This window comes from Pseudomonas sp. AC172, from assembly GCF_979258595.1.
The window spans coordinates 620,429-640,381 of sequence record NZ_OZ409868.1; the positions used below are offsets into that span (position 1 = coordinate 620,429).

Genomic DNA, 19,953 nt, shown 5'->3' on the forward strand with positions numbered 1-19,953 from the left:
GATGGCAAATTTTTTTCAAAAAGCCCTCAAGCAACCTGCAAACCCGACGATAACTATTACGAAGGTTCTCTAGGCCATACCCGGCGGTTGCCAGGGCCGGAAGCCGCAGTACCCAACCAACGAGGAATTCGTCATGGCTTTAACAGTAAACACCAACACCACGTCGTTGAACGTTCAGAAAAACCTGAACCGCGCTTCCGACGCTCTGTCGACTTCGATGCAGCGCCTGTCTTCCGGCCTGAAAATCAACAGCGCTAAAGACGACGCCGCTGGCCTGCAAATCTCCAACCGTATGTCTTCCCAGATCCGCGGTAACACCCAGGCCATCCAGAACGCCAACGACGGTATCTCCGTAGCTCAGACCGCTGAAGGCGCTCTGCAAGCCACTACCGACATTCTGCAGCGTATGCGTGAACTGGCTGTTAAAGCACGTAACGGTACCAACGGCACTGCTGACCAGACCGCTACCAACGCTGAATTCGCTCAGATGTCTGACGAAATCACCCGTATCTCGGCTTCGACCAACCTGAACGGCAAAAACCTGCTGGACGGTTCGGCTGGTACTGTGACCCTGCAAGTGGGCGCAAACACCGGTTCGGCTAACCACATCGACCTGGTACTGAGCTCCAAGTTCGACGCAGTAAGCCTGTCGGTAGGTAGCGGTACTCTGTCCCTGACCGGTGCTAGCGTTTCTGGCGCTGCTACCAACATCGACAGCGCTATCACTGCAATCGACGCCGCTATCGCTGCAATCGGTTCGACTCGTGCCAGCCTGGGTGCTTCGCAAAACCGTCTGACCAGCACCATCCAGAACTTGCAGAACATCACCGAGAACACCACTGCTGCACAAGGTCGCGTACAAGATACCGACTTCGCCGCAGAGACTGCTAACCTGACCAAGCAGCAAACCCTGCAACAGGCTTCGACCTCTGTTCTGGCTCAAGCCAACCAACTGCCTTCCGCTGTACTGAAGCTGCTTCAGTAATTTCGGAACAAGTTTGAGCGGGGGAGTGCGCTTGTCGCGCTCTCTCGCTTTTTTCGTTAGGAGGTGATGGGCATGGACATGAGCGTAAAGCTTAACGTGTCTTATCCGGCTCCCAAGCCAGCGACACCTGTTGCTGACAAGCCGCCAGAGACACCAAAAGTTGCGAAGGCCGATGCTCCGGTTGCTGACCGCAAAAGTCAGGACACGGATGACGCCAAGTTGAAACTGGCTGTGCAGGAGATCGAGAAGTTCGTTCAATCGATCAAGCGCAATCTGGAGTTCTCGATCGATGAGCATTCCGGTAAGGTCATCGTCAAGGTGATCGCAAGCGAGACGGGTGAGGTCGTTCGACAGATTCCCTCCGCAGAAGCTCTCAAGCTGGCAGACAGTCTCGCCAATGCGAGCCACGTTTTGTTCGACGCCAAAGTCTGATAGCTGGCATGAATAATGTTTGTACGTTCTCAGGACGCGTGTAACGGTCAAAAGAATGGCAACAATCTGAAGGGAGATGCACATGGCAAGTCCAATTCTACCGGGTTCCGGACTGGGTTCCGGCCTGGACATCGGCGCGATCGTGACCGCGCTGGTCAACGCCGACAAGTCTGCCAAGCAGACGCAGATCGACACTCAGACGAAAACCAACTCGCTGAAGATTTCCGGTGTCGGTTCGCTGAAAAGCGCACTGGCGGCGTATCAGAAGGCGATGACCGACCTTAATAAAGCGTCGAGCCCGGCGTTTGCCGGTTTTACCGCGACTTCGGACACACCAACGATTGTCGGTGCAACATCGGACAAAACGGCCGTGCCGGGTACTTACAGCGTTGTTGTGAAGAACCTGGCCACCGGCTCGAAAGTCGCCAGTGCCGCATTTGCCGGCGGTGCCGCCAGTGCTATTCCGAGTGGTACTCTGAAAATCAGTCAGAATGGCATTGATTACAATGTTGCGATTCCGGCCAATGCCACGTTGCAGTCCACGCGGGACGCGATCAACACGGCGCAGGCCAGCAACGGTATTTCCGCCAACATCGTGACGGACAGTAGCGGTTCTTCGCGCCTGGTGCTGAGCTCGAACAAGACGGGCGCCGGCATGGACCTGCAGGTCAGCGGTATCGCGGGTCTTGAGATCGATGGCACCCAGGAAATGGGTGACAATCCCGCGGCAGGCGCTTCCGGGGCGGTCGGTAAGGTTGCCAAAGATGCCAACCTCACCATTGACGGGCTGGCTGTCAGCAGCAAGACCAACACGGTGACGGGCGCCATCAGCGGCATGACGCTGAATCTGGTGGCTGCGAGTCCTGTGGTCAACGGCACGGCAACCCCGGCGACGGTTTCGGTTGCGACCAATACCGCCGGTATCCAGACGTCGCTGCAGACGTTCATCGATGCCTATAACACCCTGAAGAAAACCGTCGACACGCTGTCCAAGGCGACGCCGGATGCCGATGGCAAGCTGACCGTTTCATCGGCTTTCACCGGTGACGCGTTGCCGCGCTCGTTGATGGCTGATGTGCGTGCTCAGCTCACTGATCCAGGGGCTGGTGGCCAAGGGCAATTGTCCGTGCTTTCGCAGATGGGTGTTCTGACTGACAGCAAAACCGGTTTGCTGACGCTCGACACGGCGGTGTTCAACAAGCGTATGGAACTCCCGGGCATGGCTGGTCAGGTTCAACAGCTGTTCAGTGGCACCGACGCCAAGAATGGTCTGTTGGCACGCATGAGCGCGGCGGTTGATCCGTACGTCAAGACCGGTGGCCTGCTCGATCAGCGCAGTTCCAACCTGACGAACATCACCTCGGCCCTGCAAAAGCAGCAGACGGCCCTGGACTTGCGCGTCGATAACCTGACGAAGACGCTGACGGCCAAGTACAACGCCATGGACCTGCTGGTCGGGCAGATGAAAGCAACGGCGAGTAATATCACGTCGTTCTTCAGCTCCCTGAATGCTCAGCAGTCTGCGAAGTAACAGGCAGTAACGACAAAAACCCGGCTACGCTTTATCGGCGTGCGCCGGGTTTTTGTCTTTTGATCTAAAGTTCTGTGATTCGTTGGCGATACACTGGTTATACGAGTCATTGTGGCAATGAGGTAGAACATGAATCCGATGTTAGCCCTTCGGCAGTACCAGAAAGTCGGCGCACACGCTCAGACATCCGAAGCGAGCCCGCACCGTCTGGTGCAAATGTTGATGGAAGGTGGACTGGCCCGTATCGCTCAGGCCAAAGGCGCCATCGAGCGCAAGGATATTCCTGGCAAGTGCACTTCGATCAGCAAGGCGATTGGCATTGTCAGCGGTCTGCGCGAAGGCCTCGATCTGGAGAACAGCGCAGACACTCTGGCTGATCTGGACGGGCTGTATATCTACATGATGAAGCGCCTCGCCGAGGCGAACATCAGCAGCGATCCGCGCATTCTCGATGAGGTTGCAGGCTTGCTGGGCACGGTGAAAGAAGGCTGGGATGCCATTGCTCCTGTGCCAGCACCGCAGTTCTGAAGGAGATCGTCATGAGTCTAGTATTGCAGCGAATCGCCGATACCCGTGAAGCGTTGGTCACTGCGCTGGCCGAACGCAACTGGGAAGCCATTGGCGAGCTGGATCTGGCGTGCCGTTCCTGCATGGAAGACGTCATGGCTGAAGCTGCGCTGGATGAAGACGCGTTGCGCAACAATCTTGAGGAGTTGCTCCATGTCTACAAGGAGCTTCTTGAGGTGGCCATGGGTGAGCGGCAGGCGATAGCCAACGAGATGTCGCAGATCACCCAAGCGCAAAAGGCGGCAAAGGTTTACCATCTGTTTGGTTAATTAACCCCCAGTTAATCCAGACATGTGCGCCATAAATTTGACTGTGCACGGTTTTTTGACTTAACTAGTGGCTGTTTTCAGATTTCAGGCGTCTACAGGCACATGGTGTCCTGCAAGCGTCTCGCTTGCCCCATTTTTCGGGCATTGAGTTGACTAGGGAAGTTGCTATTGCATGTGGCGTGAAACCAAAATTCTGCTGATCGATGACGATAGCGTCCGCCGCCGCGACCTGGCGGTGATTCTAAATTTTCTCGGCGAAGAAAATTTACCCTGCGGCAGCCATGACTGGCAGCAGGCAGTCGGCTCTTTGTCGTCTAGTCGTGAGGTCATTTGCGTACTGATCGGGACCGTTAATGCTCCTGGCGCGCTTTTGGGCTTGTTAAAGACACTCTCAACCTGGGATGAGTTCCTTCCGGTTTTGTTGATGGGCGATAATTCTTCCGTCGACTTGCCTGAAGACCAGCGTCGCCGGGTGCTTTCGACCCTCGAAATGCCGCCCAGCTACAGCAAATTGCTTGACTCCCTGCACCGTGCCCAGGTCTATCGCGAGATGTACGACCAGGCCCGCGAGCGCGGTCGTCATCGCGAACCCAACCTGTTCCGCAGCCTCGTCGGCACCAGTCGTGCGATCCAGCACGTGCGCCAGATGATGCAACAGGTCGCCGACACCGATGCCAGCGTGCTGATCCTCGGCGAGTCCGGCACCGGCAAGGAAGTGGTTGCGCGTAACCTGCATTACCATTCCAAGCGTCGCGATGCGCCATTCGTTCCGGTCAACTGCGGGGCGATCCCGGCAGAGCTGCTCGAAAGCGAATTGTTCGGCCACGAGAAGGGCGCCTTCACCGGTGCGATCACCAGTCGTGCCGGGCGTTTCGAACTGGCCAACGGCGGTACGCTGTTCCTCGATGAAATCGGCGACATGCCGCTGCCGATGCAGGTCAAACTGCTGCGCGTGCTGCAGGAGCGCACCTTCGAGCGCGTGGGCAGTAACAAGACCCAAAGCGTCGATGTGCGCATCATCGCTGCGACGCACAAGAATCTCGAAAGCATGATCGAGATCGGCACCTTCCGCGAAGACCTCTACTATCGCCTGAACGTGTTCCCGATCGAGATGGCGCCGCTGCGTGAGCGCGTCGAAGACATTCCGTTGTTGATGAACGAGCTGATCTCGCGCATGGAGCACGAGAAACGTGGTTCGATCCGCTTCAACTCGGCGGCGATCATGTCGCTGTGCCGTCACGGCTGGCCGGGCAATGTCCGCGAATTGGCCAACCTGGTGGAGCGCATGGCGATCATGCATCCGTACGGGGTGATTGGCGTGGTCGAACTGCCGAAGAAATTCCGCTACGTCGATGACGAAGACGAGCAGATGGTCGACAGCCTGCGCAGTGATCTCGAAGAGCGCGTGGCGATCAATGGCCATACGCCGGACTTCACCGCCAACGCTATGCTGCCGCCGGAAGGCCTGGACCTGAAAGACTACCTCGGCGGTCTGGAACAGGGCCTGATTCAGCAGGCGCTGGACGATGCCAATGGCATTGTTGCGCGTGCGGCTGAACGTCTGCGTATCCGTCGGACCACCCTGGTCGAGAAGATGCGCAAGTACGGCATGAGCCGACGCGATGGAGACGAACAGGCGGAGGATTGACGCCTGTTTTTCAACTGCTTCATTTATAAGCAGTTTTTTTTAGGCACGGGTATTGCTACAGCCCTCGCAACGTTCCGTTTAACTGACGGTCAGCCAAGCGAGAAAGCACAATGCCCCACGCCCAGATGTCTTCTGCCTCCAGTCCCGAGGGGCAGCCGTCCTCCGTAGAGCAGGCAAGCCGGCAGGGCCTTGAGCAGGCTTTCGAGCTGTTCAGCCAAATGTCCAGCCAACTGACGGATTCCTACAGCATGCTTGAGGCGCGGGTAACCGAGCTCAAGGGTGAGTTGGCGGTGGTCAGCGCTCAGCGTATGCAGGAGCTGGCGGAAAAAGAACGCTTGGCCAACCGTCTGCAAAACCTTCTTGATCTGTTGCCCGGTGGCGTTATCGTCATCGACGGTCACGGCATGGTGCGCGAAGCCAATCCGGCCGCCATCGAACTGCTCGGTCTGCCGCTTGAGGGCGAGTTGTGGCGCCAGGTGATTGCGCGCTGCTTTGCCCCGCGTGAAGACGATGGCCATGAAATTTCCCTGAAAAACGGTCGGCGTCTGTCGATTGCTACCCGCTCGCTGGACGCCGAGCCGGGGCAGTTGGTGCTGCTCAACGACCTGACAGAAACCCGTCATCTGCAAGATCAACTGGCGCGCCATGAGCGCCTATCCTCGCTGGGGCGGATGGTTGCCTCGCTGGCGCATCAGATCCGCACGCCGCTGTCTGCCGCGTTGCTCTACGCCAGTCATTTGACTGAGCAGGAGTTGCCGGTGGCCACTCAGCAGCGTTTCGCCGGGCGTCTGAAAGAGCGCCTGCATGAGCTGGAGCACCAGGTGCGCGACATGCTGGTGTTCGCTCGCGGTGAATTGCCGCTGACCGATCGCCTCACCCCGAATGCCTTGATGCAGGCGCTGCAAGCGGCGGCGTTGACCCATGTGCAGGATCTGCCCATCCGCTGGCAGTGCGACAGTCATGCCGGCGAGCTGCTGTGCAATCGCGACACGCTGGTCGGGGCACTGTTGAATCTGATCGAGAACGCGATTCAGGCCAGTGCCGGCGACGTTCGCCTGAAAGTCCATTGCTACACCCGCGACAACAGCCTGCGCTTGAGCGTCAGCGACAGTGGCAGCGGCATCGAGCCGGCGGTTCTGGCGCGGCTCGGCGAACCCTTTTTTACCACCAAAGTCACCGGCACCGGTCTGGGCCTGACCGTGGTCAAGGCAGTGGCCCGGGCGCATCAGGGAGAATTGCGCCTGCGTTCGCAAGTTGGGCGCGGCACGTGCGCGCAGGTGATTCTGCCGCTGTTTTCCGCTGTACAGGGAGCTGAGTGAAAGACATGGGCATCAAGGTTTTGCTGGTCGAGGATGACCGCTCGTTGCGCGAGGCGCTGGCCGACACGTTATTGCTGGCCGGCCACGATTACCACGCGGTCGGTTGCGCTGAGGATGCGCTGACGGCGGTGGCGCGCGAGGCGTTCAGTCTGGTGGTCAGCGACGTCAACATGCCCGGCATGGACGGTCATCAATTGCTTTCCCTGCTGCGTGCCCGCCAACCGCAATTACCGGTGCTGCTGATGACGGCGCACGGTGCAGTCGAGCGCGCGGTCGATGCGATGCGTCAGGGTGCGGCGGATTATCTGGTCAAACCGTTTGAGCCCAAGGCCTTGCTGGATCTGGTGGCGCGGCATGCGCTGGGTAGCATCGGTGCAAGTGACGGCGAAGGTCCGGTGGCGGTCGAGCCGGCCAGTGCGCAATTGCTGGAGTTGGCGGCGCGGGTAGCGCGCAGTGATTCCACGGTGCTGATCTCCGGCGAGTCCGGGACCGGTAAAGAAGTATTGGCGCGCTACATTCACCAACAATCCCATCGCGCCAGTCAGCCGTTCATTGCGATCAACTGCGCCGCGATCCCGGACAACATGCTCGAAGCCACGTTGTTCGGTCACGAAAAGGGTTCGTTCACCGGCGCCATCGCGGCGCAGGCCGGTAAGTTCGAACAGGCCGACGGCGGCACGCTGCTGCTCGACGAAATCTCCGAAATGCCGCTCGGCCTGCAAGCCAAACTGCTGCGTGTGTTGCAGGAGCGTGAGGTCGAACGCGTTGGTGCGCGTAAACCAATTGCTCTGGATATACGCGTAGTCGCCACCACCAACCGTGATCTGGCCGGCGAAGTGGCGGCGGGTCGTTTCCGTGAGGACCTTTTTTACCGTCTGTCGGTTTTCCCCTTGGCTTGGCGTCCACTTCGCGAGCGCACTGCCGATATCCTGCCGCTGGCCGAAAGGTTGCTGGCCAAACACGTCAATAAAATGAAGCACGCGGCGGCGAAACTATCGCCAGACGCGCAAGCCTGCCTGACCGCTTACCCGTGGCCGGGCAACGTGCGTGAGCTGGATAACGCCATTCAGCGTGCGCTGATCTTGCAGCAGGGCGGTTTGATTCAGCCGCAGGATTTCTGTCTGGCCGGTCCCGTGACGTACACCGCGATGCCCGTCGCCGCGCCGGGTTCTGCGGTGATTCGTGAGGTGGAAATCGATGCAGATTCGGCCGGTGCTCTGGGCGATGACCTGCGCCGCCGGGAGTTTCAGATGATTATCGACACCCTGCGCGCCGAGCGTGGACGACGCAAGGAAGCTGCAGAAAAGCTCGGCATCAGCCCGCGCACCCTGCGCTACAAACTGGCGCAAATGCGTGATGCCGGAATGGACGTCGAAGGCTATCTGTTCGCCACCTGAGCTGCGCTGCAAAAAGTTGAAAACGCTTTTCTGAAAGGGGTGCCCATGAGCTGGCACCCTTGTTGCTAATACCTGTGTACCCGCCGAGTGAGTGTCAAAAAATTGCGGGCCGCCCAAGAGAGTAGACCATGAGCCAAGGTATTGAATTTAATCGGTTGATGACAGACATGAAGGCCATGAAGCTGGATGCCATGTCTGCACCGAAATCGACGACCGCTGTCCCTGAACTGGCGGGCAGCAGCTTTTCCGACATGCTCGGTCAGGCGATCAACAAGGTCAGCGATACCCAGCAGGCGTCGACTCAGTTGGCCAATGCATTCGAAGTGGGCAAAAGCGGCGTCGATCTGACGGACGTGATGATCGCTTCGCAAAAAGCCAGCGTGTCGTTCCAGGCTCTGACCCAGGTGCGCAACAAGCTGGTTCAGGCTTATCAAGACATCATGCAGATGCCGGTTTAAGGACGAGATTGAGTCATGGCAGAAGCAGTCGCCGATAACGTTCCGGCCAAGGCCACCCCGATAGACGGCAAACCGCCGCTGTTCGGCCTGTCCTTCCTGGAAAACCTCTCCGAGATGACCATGCTGCGTCAGGTGGGCCTGTTGGTCGGCCTGGCTGCGAGCGTGGCGATTGGCTTTGCCGTGGTGCTGTGGTCGCAGCAGCCGGATTACCGTCCGTTGTACGGCAGCCTTGCCGGCATGGACGCCAAGCAGGTCATGGACACCCTGGCCGCTGCCGACATTCCTTACAACGTCGAGCCTAACTCCGGCGCTTTGCTGGTCAAGGCCGATGATTTGTCCCGTGCGCGGATGAAACTCGCTGCTGCTGGTGTCACTCCCAGCGACGGCAATATCGGTTTCGAAATCCTCGACAAGGAACAGGGTCTGGGCACCAGCCAGTTCATGGAAGCGACGCGTTATCGTCGCGGCCTCGAAGGTGAACTGGCGCGGACCATTTCCAGCCTGAACAACGTCAAAGGTGCCCGCGTGCACCTGGCGATTCCGAAAAGCTCGGTGTTTGTCCGTGACGAACGCAAGCCAAGTGCTTCGGTTCTGGTTGAGTTGTACTCCGGTCGTTCGCTGGAGCCGGGTCAGGTGATTGCGATCATCAACCTGGTCGCGACTTCCGTTCCCGAGTTGAGCAAATCGCAGATCACCGTCGTCGACCAGAAGGGCACCTTGCTCTCTGATCAGGCGGAAAACTCCGAAATGACCATGGCCGGCAAGCAGTTCGATTACAGCCGCCGCATGGAAAGCATGCTCACCCAGCGCGTGCACAACATTCTGCAACCGGTACTGGGCAACGACCGCTACAAGGCTGAAGTCTCGGCCGATATCGATTTCAATGCCGTCGAGTCGACTGCCGAGCAGTTCAACCCGGATCAACCGGCGTTGCGCAGCGAGCAGTCGGTCAATGAACAACGCACTGCCAGCAATGGCCCGCAAGGCGTGCCAGGTGCCCTGAGCAACCAGCCGCCAGCGCCTGCCTCGGCGCCGCAAACCACCGGTGGTGCCGCAGCGCCAGCCGCGATGGTGCAGCCAGGTCAGCCATTGGTTGACGCCAACGGTCAGCAGATCATGGACCCGGCCACCGGCCAGCCGATGCTCGCGCCGTACCCGGCCGACAAGCGTCAACAATCCACCAAGAACTTCGAGCTCGACCGTTCCATCAGCCACACCAAACAGCAGCAGGGTCGCCTGAATCGTCTGTCGGTGTCGGTGGTGGTCGACGATCAGGTCAAGATCAACGCCGCCAACGGTGAAACCAGCCGTGCGCCGTGGAGCGCCGACGAATTGGCGCGCTTCACCCGTCTGGTGCAGGACGCCGTCGGTTTCGACGCCAGCCGTGGCGACAGCGTCAGCGTGATCAACATGCCGTTCTCCGCCGAGCGCGGCGAAGTGATTGCCGATATTCCGTTCTACTCCCAGCCATGGTTCTGGGACATCGTCAAACAAGTGCTGGGTGTGTTGTTCATCCTGGTGCTGGTGTTTGGTGTGCTGCGTCCGGTGCTCAACAACATCACCGGCGGCGGCAAAGGCAAGGAGCTGGCCGGTCTTGGCAGTGACGTGGAACTCGGCGGGATGGGCGGCCTGGACGGCGAACTTTCCAACGACCGCGTGAGCCTCGGTGGTCCGCAGAGCATTCTGTTGCCGAGCCCAAGTGAGGGTTATGACGCGCAACTGAATGCAATCAAGAGTCTGGTGGCCGAGGATCCGGGTCGCGTGGCTCAGGTCGTGAAAGAGTGGATTAACGCAGATGAGTGATAACCGAGCCGCAACCGTCAAACTGAACAAGGTCGACAAAGCCGCGATTCTGCTGCTGTCCCTGGGTTCGACCGATGCCGCGCAAGTGCTGCGCCACATGGGCCCGAAAGAGGTTCAGCGCGTCGGCGTGGCCATGGCGCAGATGGGCAACGTCCATCGCGAACAGGTCGAGCAGGTCATGAGCGAGTTCGTCGACATCGTCGGCGACCAGACCAGCCTCGGCGTCGGTTCCGACGACTACGTGCGCAAAATGCTCACCCAGGCATTGGGTGAAGACAAGGCCAACGGCCTGATCGACCGCATCCTGCTCGGTGGCAACACCAGCGGCCTCGACAGCCTGAAATGGATGGAGCCGCGCGCCGTTGCCGACGTGATCCGTTACGAACACCCGCAGATTCAGGCGATCGTGGTCGCGTACCTCGACCCGGATCAGGCCGGTGAAGTGCTCGGCAACTTCGACCACAAGGTGCGTCTGGACATCATCCTGCGCGTCTCGTCGTTGAACACTGTGCAGCCAGCGGCACTGAAAGAGCTGAACCAGATTCTCGAGAAGCAGTTCTCCGGCAACTCGAACGCCTCGCGCACCACCCTGGGTGGCATCAAGCGTGCGGCAGACATCATGAATTTCCTCGACAGCTCGATCGAAGGCCAGCTCATGGACTCGATCCGCGAAGTCGACGAAGACCTGTCCGGTCAGATCGAAGACCTCATGTTCGTGTTCAACAACCTCGCCGATGTCGACGACCGTGGCATTCAGGCGTTGCTGCGCGAAGTATCTTCCGACGTGCTGGTGCTGGCCCTCAAGGGTTCCGACGAAGGCGTCAAAGAGAAGATCTTCAAGAACATGTCCAAACGTGCCGCCGAACTGTTGCGCGACGACCTCGAGGCCAAAGGCCCGGTACGCGTCAGCGACGTCGAAACGGCACAGAAAGAAATCCTCACCATTGCCCGTCGTATGGCCGAAGCCGGCGAAATCGTACTCGGTGGCAAAGGTGGCGAGGAAATGATCTAAGCCCATGGACAAGCACGACGACGATGTGACGGATCTGATCCGTGCCCGCGATGTCCGTGGTTTCGAATCCTGGGCACTGCCCAGCTTCGATCCGCCGAAGCCGGAACCCGAGCCAGAGCCGGAACCCGAACCGCCGGAAATGGAAGAAGTGCCGCTGGAAGAAGTCCAGCCACTGACCTTGGAAGAGCTCGAAAGCATCCGTCAGGAGGCTTACAACGAGGGCTTCGGCATCGGCGAGAAAGAAGGCTTTCACAGCGCCACGCTCAAGGTCCGTCAGGAAGCTGAAGTGGCACTGGCGGCAAAACTTGCCAGCCTTGAGCAACTGATGGCGAACCTGTTCGAGCCCATCGCCGAACAAGACACGCAGATCGAAAAGTCGCTGGTCGACCTTGTGCAACACATCACCAAACAGGTGATCAAGCGCGAACTGGCCATCGATTCCAGCCAGATCGAACACGTCATGCGCGATGCGCTCAAGCTGTTGCCGTTGGGCGTCGACAATGTGCGTCTGTACGTCAATCCGCAGGACTTCGAACAGGCCAAAGCCCTGCGCGAACGTCATGAGGAAACCTGGCGCATCGTCGAAGATGAATCACTGCTGCCGGGCGGCTGCCGGGTTGAAACCGAGCACAGCCGCATCGATGCGAGCATTGAAACCCGCGTTACTCAGGTCATGGCCAAACTGTTCGATCAGTTGCACGAACAGGCTTTGCACCCGGCTGAAGCGGATCTGACTCTGGACATTCCAGAAGACGTAAAACCGGCGGCCACGCCTGAAGAGCCGCTCGCGGACGAACCCGATGCGCCTTGAACGCACCAGTTTCGCCAAGCGCCTGAGCAGTTATGCCGAGGCCGTTGAAATTGCCGGCGCGCCGATTCTTGAAGGTCGCCTGCTGCGCATGGTCGGCCTCACCCTCGAAGCCGAAGGCCTGCGCGCCGCCATGGGCACGCGCTGCCTGGTGATCAATGACGACAGCTATCATCCGTCCCAGGTGGAAGCGGAAGTCATGGGTTTTTCCGGCAGCAAAGTCTTTCTGATGCCGGTCGGCAGTGTCGCCGGCATCGCCCCCGGCGCCCGCGTGGTGCCACTCGTCGATACCGGGCGCTTGCCGATGGGCATGAGCATGCTCGGCCGTGTGCTCGATGGTGCCGGACGTGCGCTGGACGGCAAGGGCGGCATGAAAGCCGAAGACTGGGTGCCGATGGATGGCCCGACGATCAACCCGCTCAACCGTGACCCGATCAGCGTGCCGCTGGATGTCGGTATCCGTTGCATCAACGGTTTGCTGACGGTCGGCCGTGGTCAGCGTTTGGGCCTGTTCGCCGGTACCGGTGTTGGTAAATCGGTACTGTTGGGCATGATGACCCGTTTTACCGAGGCCGACATTATCGTCGTTGGTCTGATCGGTGAGCGGGGGCGAGAAGTTAAGGAATTCATCGAGCACATCCTCGGTGAAGAAGGCCTCAAGCGTTCCGTCGTCGTTGCCTCGCCGGCGGACGATGCGCCGTTGATGCGTCTGCGCGCGGCGATGTATTGCACGCGCATCGCCGAGTATTTCCGCGACAAGGGCAAGAACGTCCTGTTGCTGATGGATTCGCTGACCCGTTTCGCCCAGGCCCAGCGGGAAATCGCTTTGGCCATCGGCGAGCCGCCCGCGACCAAAGGTTATCCGCCGTCGGTGTTCGCCAAGCTGCCGAAGCTGGTAGAGCGCGCGGGTAACGCGGAGAAGGGCGGTGGTTCGATTACCGCGTTCTATACCGTGTTGTCCGAAGGCGATGATCAGCAGGACCCGATTGCCGACTCGGCCCGAGGCGTACTCGACGGCCACATCGTGTTGTCCCGGCGTCTGGCCGAAGAAGGTCACTATCCGGCCATCGACATCGAAGCGTCGATCAGCCGGGTGATGCCGGCGGTGGTTTCGCCAGAGCACATGCAGCGCGCGCAGTACTTCAAACAGTTGTGGTCGCGTTATCAGCAGAGCCGCGACCTTATCAGCGTTGGCGCCTATGTTGCCGGCGGCGACCGCGAGACTGATCTGGCGATTTCCCTGCAACCGCAGTTGGTCCGCTACCAGCGTCAGGGGCTGAACGACAAAATCAACATGGGCGAAAGTCAGGCTTACCTCGAAACCCTGTTCGCGCCAGCGGCGGGCGGGTAACCGGTCATGGCCGTCAGCCGCGCCGCACGCCTGGCACCGGTGGTGGACATGGCCGAACAGGCCGAGAAAACCGCCGTGCAACGGCTGGGCTATTTTCAGGGCCAGGTGAAGGTCGCTGAAAGCAAGCTCGCCGACCTCAATGCCTTCCGTCTGGACTACTCCGAGCAATGGATCGTGCGTGGCGCCACCGGCGTGAGCGGGCAATGGTTGCTGGGCTTTCAGGGCTTTCTGGCGCAACTCGACACTGCGGTTGATCAGCAGCGGCAGAGCCTGGTCTGGCACCAGAACAAGCTCGACAAGGCGCGCGAGGAATGGCAACAGGCGTTCGCCAAGGTCGAAGGTCTGCGCAAACTGGTGCAGCGTTATCGCGAAGAGGCGCAACGCCTCGAAGACAAGCGCGAGCAAAAGCTGCTCGACGAGTTGTCGCAGCGCTTGCCCCGACAGAACCCCTTCTAAATCGCACCGCCAGACCCTGTGGGAGCGAGCCTGCTCGCGAAGGCATTCGGTCAGTTGACTCAAGTGTTGACTGGCACGACGCTTTCGCGAGCAGGCTCGCTCCCACATTTGTTCCTGCGTTGCGCCTTGCTGCAACCCTGTGCAAGTGCTAAACCTTGTACAGGTTCGTCAATGACAAGGAAGCCAGTCAATGTCAGTCGTTACAGAAGTCTCTCCAGATGGTCAAAAGCTGACGATTTCCGTCAAGGGTCGGTTTGATTTTGGTCGCCATCAGGAATTTCGCGATTCCTATGAGCGACTCCAAAAGAAACCTGAGTCCATCGTGGTCGATCTGAAAGAGGCCACCTACCTCGACAGCTCCGCGCTGGGCATGCTGCTCCTGCTGCGGGATCACGCCGGTGGCGATAACTCGGACGTGCGAGTAGTCAACAGCAGCTCCGACGTGAAAAAGATCCTCGCCATCTCAAACTTCGACAAACTCTTCGACATCAGTTGACGGCCATGCAGGCGCAAGAGCCGCTGACCATTCTGATCGCCGAAGACAGCGCCGCCGATCGCTTGTTGCTGTCGACCATCGTCCGCCGCCAGGGTCACCAGGTCCTGACGGCGGCCAACGGTGCCGAAGCGGTCGATCTGTTTCGCCGCCAGCAACCCGATCTGGTCTTGATGGACGCGATGATGCCGGTCATGGACGGCTTCGAAGCGGCGCGGCAGATCAAGGCGTTGGCGGGCGAGATGCTGGTGCCGATCATCTTTCTCACGTCGCTGACCGAAAGCGAAGCGCTGGCCCGTTGTCTGGAAGCCGGCGGCGACGACTTTCTGGCGAAGCCCTACAACCAGGTGATCCTCGCCGCCAAAATCAAGGCGATGGATCGCTTGCGCCGTTTGCAAGCGACCGTGCTGCAACAGCGCGATCTGATCGCTAAACATCATGATTACCTGCTCAACGAACAGCGCGTGGCCAAAGCGGTGTTCGATAAGGTTGCGCACTCCGGTTGCCTGAGTGCGCCGAACATCCGCTACCTGCAATCACCTTATGCGCTGTTCAACGGTGACCTGCTGCTGGCGGCCTACACGCCAGCGGGCGACATGCATGTGTTGTTGGGCGATTTCACCGGTCATGGTTTGCCGGCAGCGGTCGGGGCGATGCCCTTGGCCGAGGTGTTCTACGGCATGACCGCCAAGGGCTATGGTCTGGCTGAAACCCTGCGCGAGATGAACGCCAAGCTCAAGCGCATCCTGCCGGTGGACATGTTCTGCTGCGCCACGTTGCTCTGCCTGAGTTTTCAGCGACGCTCAGTCGAAGTGTGGAACGGCGGCATGCCTGACGGCTATCTGCATCGGATCGCCAGTGGTGAGCGTGTGCCGCTGGCGGCGCGGCATTTGCCGTTGGGCGTACTGAGCGCGCAGGCGTTTGACGACCGTACGGAAGTGCATCCGATGGCCATCGATGATCGGGTGTTTCTGTTGTCCGACGGGGTGATCGACACCAGCGATGCCAGCGATCAACTGTTCGGTGTCGAGCGTTTGCAGCAGGTGTTCGCTGCCAACCGCGAGCCGGATCGCTTGTTCGAGGACATCGAACAGGCATTGCGCGATTTTCGCGGAGAGGCCCGTGACGACGTGAGCATGGTCGAGGTCAGCCTGCTCGAACCGGCGCAGGTCAAGCCGTCGGCGCCGGTGTATTCCGACAGTGGCCAGTCGTGCCCGCTCGACTGGTCGGTGAGTTTCGAATTCCGTGGCGCGACGTTAAAGCGTTTCAATCCGTTGCCATACCTGTTGCAGTTGCTGCTTGAGGTGCATGGGTTGCGGGCGCAGAGTGGTGCTTTGTACAGCGTGCTTGCGGAGTTGTATTCCAATGCCCTCGAGCATGGCGTACTCGGTCTGGACTCCAGCCTCAAGCGCGATGCGGCGGGTTTCGCTCGCTACTATCAGCAGCGCAACGATCGTCTGGAGGCATTGCAGGACGGTTTCGTGCGCGTGCATTTGCAGGTGCAACCACGAGGCGAGGGCGGTTGTCTGGTGATTCGGTTTGAGGACAGTGGCAAGGGTTTCGATGTGGCGCGAGTCATGGAGCGGCCGCTGGACGGTGTCCGTTTGTCGGGACGCGGTGTCAGTCTGGTCCGGCAATTGGGGCGCAACGCCAGTTGGTCGGACGAAGGTCGTAGTGCCCGCGTGGAGTTTTCCTGGGAGGTTGAGGCATAATCCGCGCAATTCTTGATCAAGGAGTGAGCAAGTGGCTGACACACATATTGATCGCGAGGCGCTGAGCGTACTGCGCGATGTCATGGAGGAGGGTTATCCGGAGCTTCTGGATACCTTTCTGGCAGATTCCGAAAGTCGCTTGGTTGAGTTGCGAAAAACAGCGGATGCCAAAGTGTTGTCGGAGGTTGCCCATAGCTTCAAGGGCAGCGCCAGTAACATGGGCGCTGTGCGGTTGGCGGCGCTCTGCCAGGAACTGGAGTCGGACGCCAAAGACAAGAGTCCGGCGGAAATAGTCAAACTGGTCGCTGAGATCAGTGGCGAATTTGCCGAAGTTCGCCCGGTTTACGAAAGCGAAAAACATCCCGCTCACACGCATTGATCCCGCCGTCCGGCGCTTTTCTCAAGCGTCGGACAAAACTGGCCCGGCACTTGCAGCTATCTCCGCAACTGTACCTACGATCCCAGTGCAGCGGAGACCGTTTCATGCCTGCGACCCCCAACATCCTTCTTCAGAACGCCGCTTTGGCCAAGGCGCAAGCCGCCTCGGCCAAAGCGTCGGCCATGGCCGTCGATACTGGGGATAAAGCCTCAAGCTTCGCCAAAGTGTTCGCCGATCAGGGGTCGAGCAAGCCTGTCGCCAGCGCCGACAATTCGCCCAAATCGTCGCGTGACAAGGTCGCTGACAACAGCGGCAAAAAGGATCTCGGCAAGGATCAGTCTGCCGCTGCGCAACCGGCGGTTGCCGATAGCGGCAACGGCTTGCCTGCCGACAAAACCGCAGCGACCGATGACACCACCGCCAGCAGCGACGACGGCAAGAACACTTCCCAGGCGCCAGTGGTGGATGCTGCGCCGGTTGACCCGACACTTGATCCGGCATTGGCCACGGCTGTGCAGCCTGTGGTGACGGCGCCTGTGGTGCCCGCTCCAGCTGTAACCCCTGCGCAGCCTGAAGCCGAAACGCCTGCGCTCGCCGCATTGCCGGGTATGGTCAAAGATCCGGCACCGGCCACCGACAGCGATTTCGATCCTTCGGCCGATCCGCTCGACTCGATGCCGGCCGTGCGCATGGCGATGGAGCAGGGCGGGCACATTTCTGCCGCCAGTCAGGCGCAACCGAAGGCTTCGCCGGCTCAGGCTCAGGCCGATGGCGAATTGACTGCGGCACAAAACTTCGCCGCCGGCATGGCGAGCATGCTCGACGTGCAAGCCGACAAGGACAGCACTAGCCAAGGTGGCGACAAAGCCTTCAGCGGCTTGATCGACGATGGCCTCAAAGATCTCAAGACAGCCACCAGCGATACCCGCGTGGACGACTTCGCCAACCGTCTGGCGGCACTGACTCAAGCCGCCACGCCCAAGACCGCGAACGCGGTGCCGGTGAATCAGCCGATCGCCATGCACCAGAGTGGCTGGACCGAAGAAGTGGTCAACCGCGTCATGTATCTGTCGAGCGCCAACCTGAAGGCGGCGGACATTCAGTTGCAACCAGCCGAACTGGGTCGTCTGGACATTCGCGTGAACATGGTCCCGGATCAACAGACCCAAGTGACCTTCATGAGTGCGCATCCAAGTGTGCGTGAAGCGCTGGACGGCCAGATGCATCGTCTGCGCGAGATGTTTAACCAGCAGGGCATGGGCCAGGTCGACGTCAATGTCTCCGACCAGAGTCGTGGCTGGCAGGGTCAGCAGGGTCAGGAACAGGCGCAGCAGGGCCAAAGTGGCCGCACCAACGCTGCCGGCGGTCGCCTCGATTCGGCGGATGAAGAATTGGCGCCTGCCGCCATTGCTGAAGCCGCTGCCCAGACCGCCAGCGTGATCGGCACCAGCGCCGTCGACTACTACGCCTGATCAAAATCAAGAGCCCTTACCCTAGCCCTCTCCCGGAGGGAGAGGGGACTGATTGGGGGATATTGGAGATTTACACCGACTTGAAATAGCGTCTGTGAATCCATGATCGTCAAGACTTGATGGATGAGTCCCTAATCGACCGGTCTTTCAGGTCGGTGTTTGACGTTTTACACCTCGGGCGGCCCCCTCTCCCTCCGGGAGAGGGCTGGGGTGAGGGCAGCTTTTGACTTTAGCGTTGTCTCCACGACTACCGACACTTCTGGCATAACACTTGCTCTTGCCTTGGCGTGCGACTGTGAAAACCCGAATAGTGACGGATTATTGGCATGGCGAAGAGCGAAACAGCAGCAGTGAAAGACCCCGCAACCAAAGGCAAACTCAAGCTGATCATTGTGATCGTACTGGCGTTGCTGTTGGCCATTGGTGCATCCGTGGGAGCGACCTGGTTCTTCATGCACAGTGCCCAGAGCAAACCTGCCGAGGCCGCTGATGCAGCGCCTGTCGGCAAACAACCGGCGATTTTCGAGCCGATGGCGCCAGCCTTCGTTGCCAACTACAACCAGAACGGCCGTCAGCGCTACATGCAGGTGAGCATCACCATGCTGGCGCGTAATCAGGCTGATCTGGAAGCGCTCAAAGTGCACATGCCGGTGATCCGCAACAACCTGGTGATGCTCTTCTCCGGTCAGGATTTCGCCACCTTGGCGACCCCGGTCGGCCAAGAGATGTTACGCCAGAAGGCCACCGCCAGCGTCCAGGAAGTGGCGCAGAAAGAGTTGGGCAAAGTGGTGATCGAACAGTTGCTTTTCACTAATTTCGTACTGCAGTAGGAACACGACATGGCCGTGCAGGATCTGCTGTCCCAGGATGAAATCGACGCGCTGTTGCACGGCGTCGACGATGGTCTGGTACAGACCGATAACGCTGCCGAACCCGGCAGTGTCAAAAGCTACGACCTGACCAGCCAGGATCGCATCGTCCGTGGACGCATGCCGACTCTGGAAATGATCAACGAGCGTTTTGCCCGCTACACCCGCATCAGCATGTTCAACATGCTACGCCGCTCGGCGGACGTTGCCGTCGGTGGCGTACAGGTGATGAAGTTCGGCGAATACGTGCACTCGCTGTACGTACCGACCAGCCTCAACCTGGTCAAGATCAAACCACTGCGCGGCACCGCGCTGTTCATCCTCGACGCCAAACTGGTGTTCAAACTGGTGGACAACTTCTTCGGTGGCGACGGCCGTCACGCCAAGATCGAAGGGCGTGAATTCACCCCGACCGAACTGCGCGTAGTGCGCATGGTGCTGGAGCAGGCCTTCGTCGATTTGAAGGAAGCCTGGCAGGCGATCATGGAAGTCAATTTCGAGTACATCAACTCGGAAGTGAACCCGGCCATGGCCAACATCGTCGGCCCGAGCGAAGCGATCGTGGTCTCCACCTTCCACATCGAACTCGATGGCGGTGGCGGCGATCTGCACGTGACCATGCCGTACTCGATGATCGAGCCGGTGCGCGAAATGCTCGACGCCGGTTTCCAGTCCGACCTCGACGATCAGGACGAGCGCTGGGTCAACGCCCTGCGTCAGGACGTCCTCGATGTCGACGTGCCGATCGGCGCCACCGTCGCGCGCCGCCAGTTGAAGCTGCGCGACATCCTGCACATGCAGCCGGGGGATGTGATCCCGGTCGAGATGCCGGACGAAATGATCATGCGCGCCAACGGCGTGCCGGCCTTCAAGGTCAAGATGGGCTCGCACAAAGGCAACCTCGCGTTGCAGGTGATCGAGCCGATCGAGCGTCGCTGAAGCGGCGCTCCAACCCCCAAGCATTTAACTGAATTTTTGCCCGCCGAGGACAA

General features: G+C 59.6%; 20 protein-coding genes. All 20 read left to right on the forward strand.

Annotation, left to right across the window (positions count from 1 at the left end; translation table 11 throughout):
- Positions 1-133: 133 nt before the first annotated feature.
- The 20 genes from ACZ0A4_RS02900 (at position 134) to fliM (ending at position 19,900) form a co-directional block, all read left to right on the forward strand.
- Entirely contained in the window at positions 134-985 is an 852-nt protein-coding gene (locus ACZ0A4_RS02900) for a flagellin domain-containing protein (protein ID WP_141128976.1), read from the forward strand.
- A gap of 72 nt (positions 986-1,057) precedes the next feature.
- Entirely contained in the window at positions 1,058-1,417 is a 360-nt protein-coding gene (locus ACZ0A4_RS02905) for a flagellar protein FlaG (RefSeq protein ID WP_141128977.1), read from the forward strand.
- A gap of 82 nt (positions 1,418-1,499) precedes the next feature.
- Complete coding sequence (gene fliD / locus ACZ0A4_RS02910; RefSeq protein ID WP_463573003.1) at positions 1,500-2,948, forward strand: flagellar filament capping protein FliD; 1,449 nt, start codon at positions 1,500-1,502, stop codon at positions 2,946-2,948.
- Positions 2,949-3,077: 129 nt separating this feature from the next.
- The gene (gene fliS / locus ACZ0A4_RS02915; RefSeq protein ID WP_141128979.1) at positions 3,078-3,476 is read left to right on the forward strand and encodes a flagellar export chaperone FliS; all 399 of its coding nucleotides are present in this window, start codon (positions 3,078-3,080) and stop codon (positions 3,474-3,476) included.
- A gap of 11 nt (positions 3,477-3,487) precedes the next feature.
- Positions 3,488-3,784, forward strand: coding sequence for a hypothetical protein (locus ACZ0A4_RS02920; RefSeq protein ID WP_007920054.1), 297 nt, complete (start codon positions 3,488-3,490; stop codon positions 3,782-3,784).
- Positions 3,785-3,956: 172 nt separating this feature from the next.
- Positions 3,957-5,432: a sigma-54 dependent transcriptional regulator gene (locus tag ACZ0A4_RS02925; protein WP_007920053.1), complete on the forward strand. Its 1,476-nt coding sequence runs from the start codon at positions 3,957-3,959 to the stop codon at positions 5,430-5,432.
- A gap of 125 nt (positions 5,433-5,557) precedes the next feature.
- Positions 5,558-6,751, forward strand: a complete 1,194-nt coding sequence (locus ACZ0A4_RS02930; protein ID WP_463577478.1) for a sensor histidine kinase — start codon at positions 5,558-5,560, stop codon at positions 6,749-6,751.
- A gap of 5 nt (positions 6,752-6,756) precedes the next feature.
- Entirely contained in the window at positions 6,757-8,148 is a 1,392-nt protein-coding gene (locus tag ACZ0A4_RS02935) for a sigma-54-dependent transcriptional regulator (protein WP_463573005.1), read from the forward strand.
- A 128-nt stretch (positions 8,149-8,276) separates the two neighbouring features.
- A complete protein-coding gene (gene fliE / locus ACZ0A4_RS02940) occupies positions 8,277-8,606 on the forward strand; it encodes a flagellar hook-basal body complex protein FliE (protein WP_123452716.1) in 330 nt (109 codons plus the stop codon).
- 15 nt (positions 8,607-8,621) lie between these two features.
- The gene (fliF, locus tag ACZ0A4_RS02945; RefSeq protein ID WP_463573007.1) at positions 8,622-10,409 is read left to right on the forward strand and encodes a flagellar basal-body MS-ring/collar protein FliF; all 1,788 of its coding nucleotides are present in this window, start codon (positions 8,622-8,624) and stop codon (positions 10,407-10,409) included.
- A complete protein-coding gene (gene fliG, locus ACZ0A4_RS02950; protein WP_007920042.1) occupies positions 10,402-11,421 on the forward strand; it encodes a flagellar motor switch protein FliG in 1,020 nt (339 codons plus the stop codon). The genes fliF and fliG overlap by 8 nt, the downstream gene beginning before the upstream one ends.
- A gap of 4 nt (positions 11,422-11,425) precedes the next feature.
- Positions 11,426-12,232 carry a flagellar assembly protein FliH gene (fliH, locus tag ACZ0A4_RS02955; protein WP_463573008.1) on the forward strand — a complete coding sequence of 269 codons (807 nt, stop codon included), beginning with the start codon at positions 11,426-11,428 and terminating at the stop codon, positions 12,230-12,232.
- The gene (gene fliI, locus ACZ0A4_RS02960; protein WP_463573009.1) at positions 12,222-13,580 is read left to right on the forward strand and encodes a flagellar protein export ATPase FliI; all 1,359 of its coding nucleotides are present in this window, start codon (positions 12,222-12,224) and stop codon (positions 13,578-13,580) included. The genes fliH and fliI overlap by 11 nt, the downstream gene beginning before the upstream one ends.
- A 6-nt stretch (positions 13,581-13,586) precedes the next feature.
- Entirely contained in the window at positions 13,587-14,036 is a 450-nt protein-coding gene (gene fliJ / locus ACZ0A4_RS02965) for a flagellar export protein FliJ (protein WP_463573010.1), read from the forward strand.
- Positions 14,037-14,226: 190 nt separating this feature from the next.
- Positions 14,227-14,532, forward strand: a complete 306-nt coding sequence (locus ACZ0A4_RS02970) for an STAS domain-containing protein (protein ID WP_463573012.1) — start codon at positions 14,227-14,229, stop codon at positions 14,530-14,532.
- A 5-nt stretch (positions 14,533-14,537) separates the two neighbouring features.
- Complete coding sequence (locus ACZ0A4_RS02975) at positions 14,538-16,241, forward strand: ATP-binding SpoIIE family protein phosphatase (RefSeq protein ID WP_463573013.1); 1,704 nt, start codon at positions 14,538-14,540, stop codon at positions 16,239-16,241.
- Positions 16,242-16,272: 31 nt separating this feature from the next.
- On the forward strand, positions 16,273-16,620 hold the full coding sequence (locus ACZ0A4_RS02980) for an Hpt domain-containing protein (protein WP_463573015.1): 348 nt from the start codon (positions 16,273-16,275) through the stop codon (positions 16,618-16,620).
- A 104-nt stretch (positions 16,621-16,724) separates the two neighbouring features.
- Positions 16,725-18,092: a flagellar hook-length control protein FliK gene (locus ACZ0A4_RS02985; RefSeq protein ID WP_463573017.1), complete on the forward strand. Its 1,368-nt coding sequence runs from the start codon at positions 16,725-16,727 to the stop codon at positions 18,090-18,092.
- Positions 18,093-18,418: 326 nt separating this feature from the next.
- A complete protein-coding gene (fliL, locus tag ACZ0A4_RS02990; protein ID WP_007920033.1) occupies positions 18,419-18,922 on the forward strand; it encodes a flagellar basal body-associated protein FliL in 504 nt (167 codons plus the stop codon).
- A 9-nt stretch (positions 18,923-18,931) separates the two neighbouring features.
- Positions 18,932-19,900 carry a flagellar motor switch protein FliM gene (gene fliM, locus ACZ0A4_RS02995; RefSeq protein WP_007920032.1) on the forward strand — a complete coding sequence of 323 codons (969 nt, stop codon included), beginning with the start codon at positions 18,932-18,934 and terminating at the stop codon, positions 19,898-19,900.
- Positions 19,901-19,953 lie beyond the last annotated feature (53 nt).

What these genes read in the sequence shown, in the direction of transcription:
- ACZ0A4_RS02900 (WP_141128976.1), top strand. Translation starts at nt 134, where the DNA reads ATGGCTTTAACAGTAAACACCAACACCACGTCGTTGAACGTTCAGAAA.
- ACZ0A4_RS02905 (WP_141128977.1), top strand. Translation starts at nt 1,058, where the DNA reads ATGGACATGAGCGTAAAGCTTAACGTGTCTTATCCGGCTCCCAAGCCA.
- fliD (WP_463573003.1), top strand. Translation starts at nt 1,500, where the DNA reads ATGGCAAGTCCAATTCTACCGGGTTCCGGACTGGGTTCCGGCCTGGAC.
- fliS (WP_141128979.1), top strand. Translation starts at nt 3,078, where the DNA reads ATGAATCCGATGTTAGCCCTTCGGCAGTACCAGAAAGTCGGCGCACAC.
- ACZ0A4_RS02920 (WP_007920054.1), top strand. Translation starts at nt 3,488, where the DNA reads ATGAGTCTAGTATTGCAGCGAATCGCCGATACCCGTGAAGCGTTGGTC.
- ACZ0A4_RS02925 (WP_007920053.1), top strand. Translation starts at nt 3,957, where the DNA reads ATGTGGCGTGAAACCAAAATTCTGCTGATCGATGACGATAGCGTCCGC.
- ACZ0A4_RS02930 (WP_463577478.1), top strand. Translation starts at nt 5,558, where the DNA reads ATGTCTTCTGCCTCCAGTCCCGAGGGGCAGCCGTCCTCCGTAGAGCAG.
- ACZ0A4_RS02935 (WP_463573005.1), top strand. Translation starts at nt 6,757, where the DNA reads ATGGGCATCAAGGTTTTGCTGGTCGAGGATGACCGCTCGTTGCGCGAG.
- fliE (WP_123452716.1), top strand. Translation starts at nt 8,277, where the DNA reads ATGAGCCAAGGTATTGAATTTAATCGGTTGATGACAGACATGAAGGCC.
- fliF (WP_463573007.1), top strand. Translation starts at nt 8,622, where the DNA reads ATGGCAGAAGCAGTCGCCGATAACGTTCCGGCCAAGGCCACCCCGATA.
- fliG (WP_007920042.1), top strand. Translation starts at nt 10,402, where the DNA reads ATGAGTGATAACCGAGCCGCAACCGTCAAACTGAACAAGGTCGACAAA.
- fliH (WP_463573008.1), top strand. Translation starts at nt 11,426, where the DNA reads ATGGACAAGCACGACGACGATGTGACGGATCTGATCCGTGCCCGCGAT.
- fliI (WP_463573009.1), top strand. Translation starts at nt 12,222, where the DNA reads ATGCGCCTTGAACGCACCAGTTTCGCCAAGCGCCTGAGCAGTTATGCC.
- fliJ (WP_463573010.1), top strand. Translation starts at nt 13,587, where the DNA reads ATGGCCGTCAGCCGCGCCGCACGCCTGGCACCGGTGGTGGACATGGCC.
- ACZ0A4_RS02970 (WP_463573012.1), top strand. Translation starts at nt 14,227, where the DNA reads ATGTCAGTCGTTACAGAAGTCTCTCCAGATGGTCAAAAGCTGACGATT.
- ACZ0A4_RS02975 (WP_463573013.1), top strand. Translation starts at nt 14,538, where the DNA reads ATGCAGGCGCAAGAGCCGCTGACCATTCTGATCGCCGAAGACAGCGCC.
- ACZ0A4_RS02985 (WP_463573017.1), top strand. Translation starts at nt 16,725, where the DNA reads ATGCCTGCGACCCCCAACATCCTTCTTCAGAACGCCGCTTTGGCCAAG.
- fliL (WP_007920033.1), top strand. Translation starts at nt 18,419, where the DNA reads ATGGCGAAGAGCGAAACAGCAGCAGTGAAAGACCCCGCAACCAAAGGC.
- fliM (WP_007920032.1), top strand. Translation starts at nt 18,932, where the DNA reads ATGGCCGTGCAGGATCTGCTGTCCCAGGATGAAATCGACGCGCTGTTG.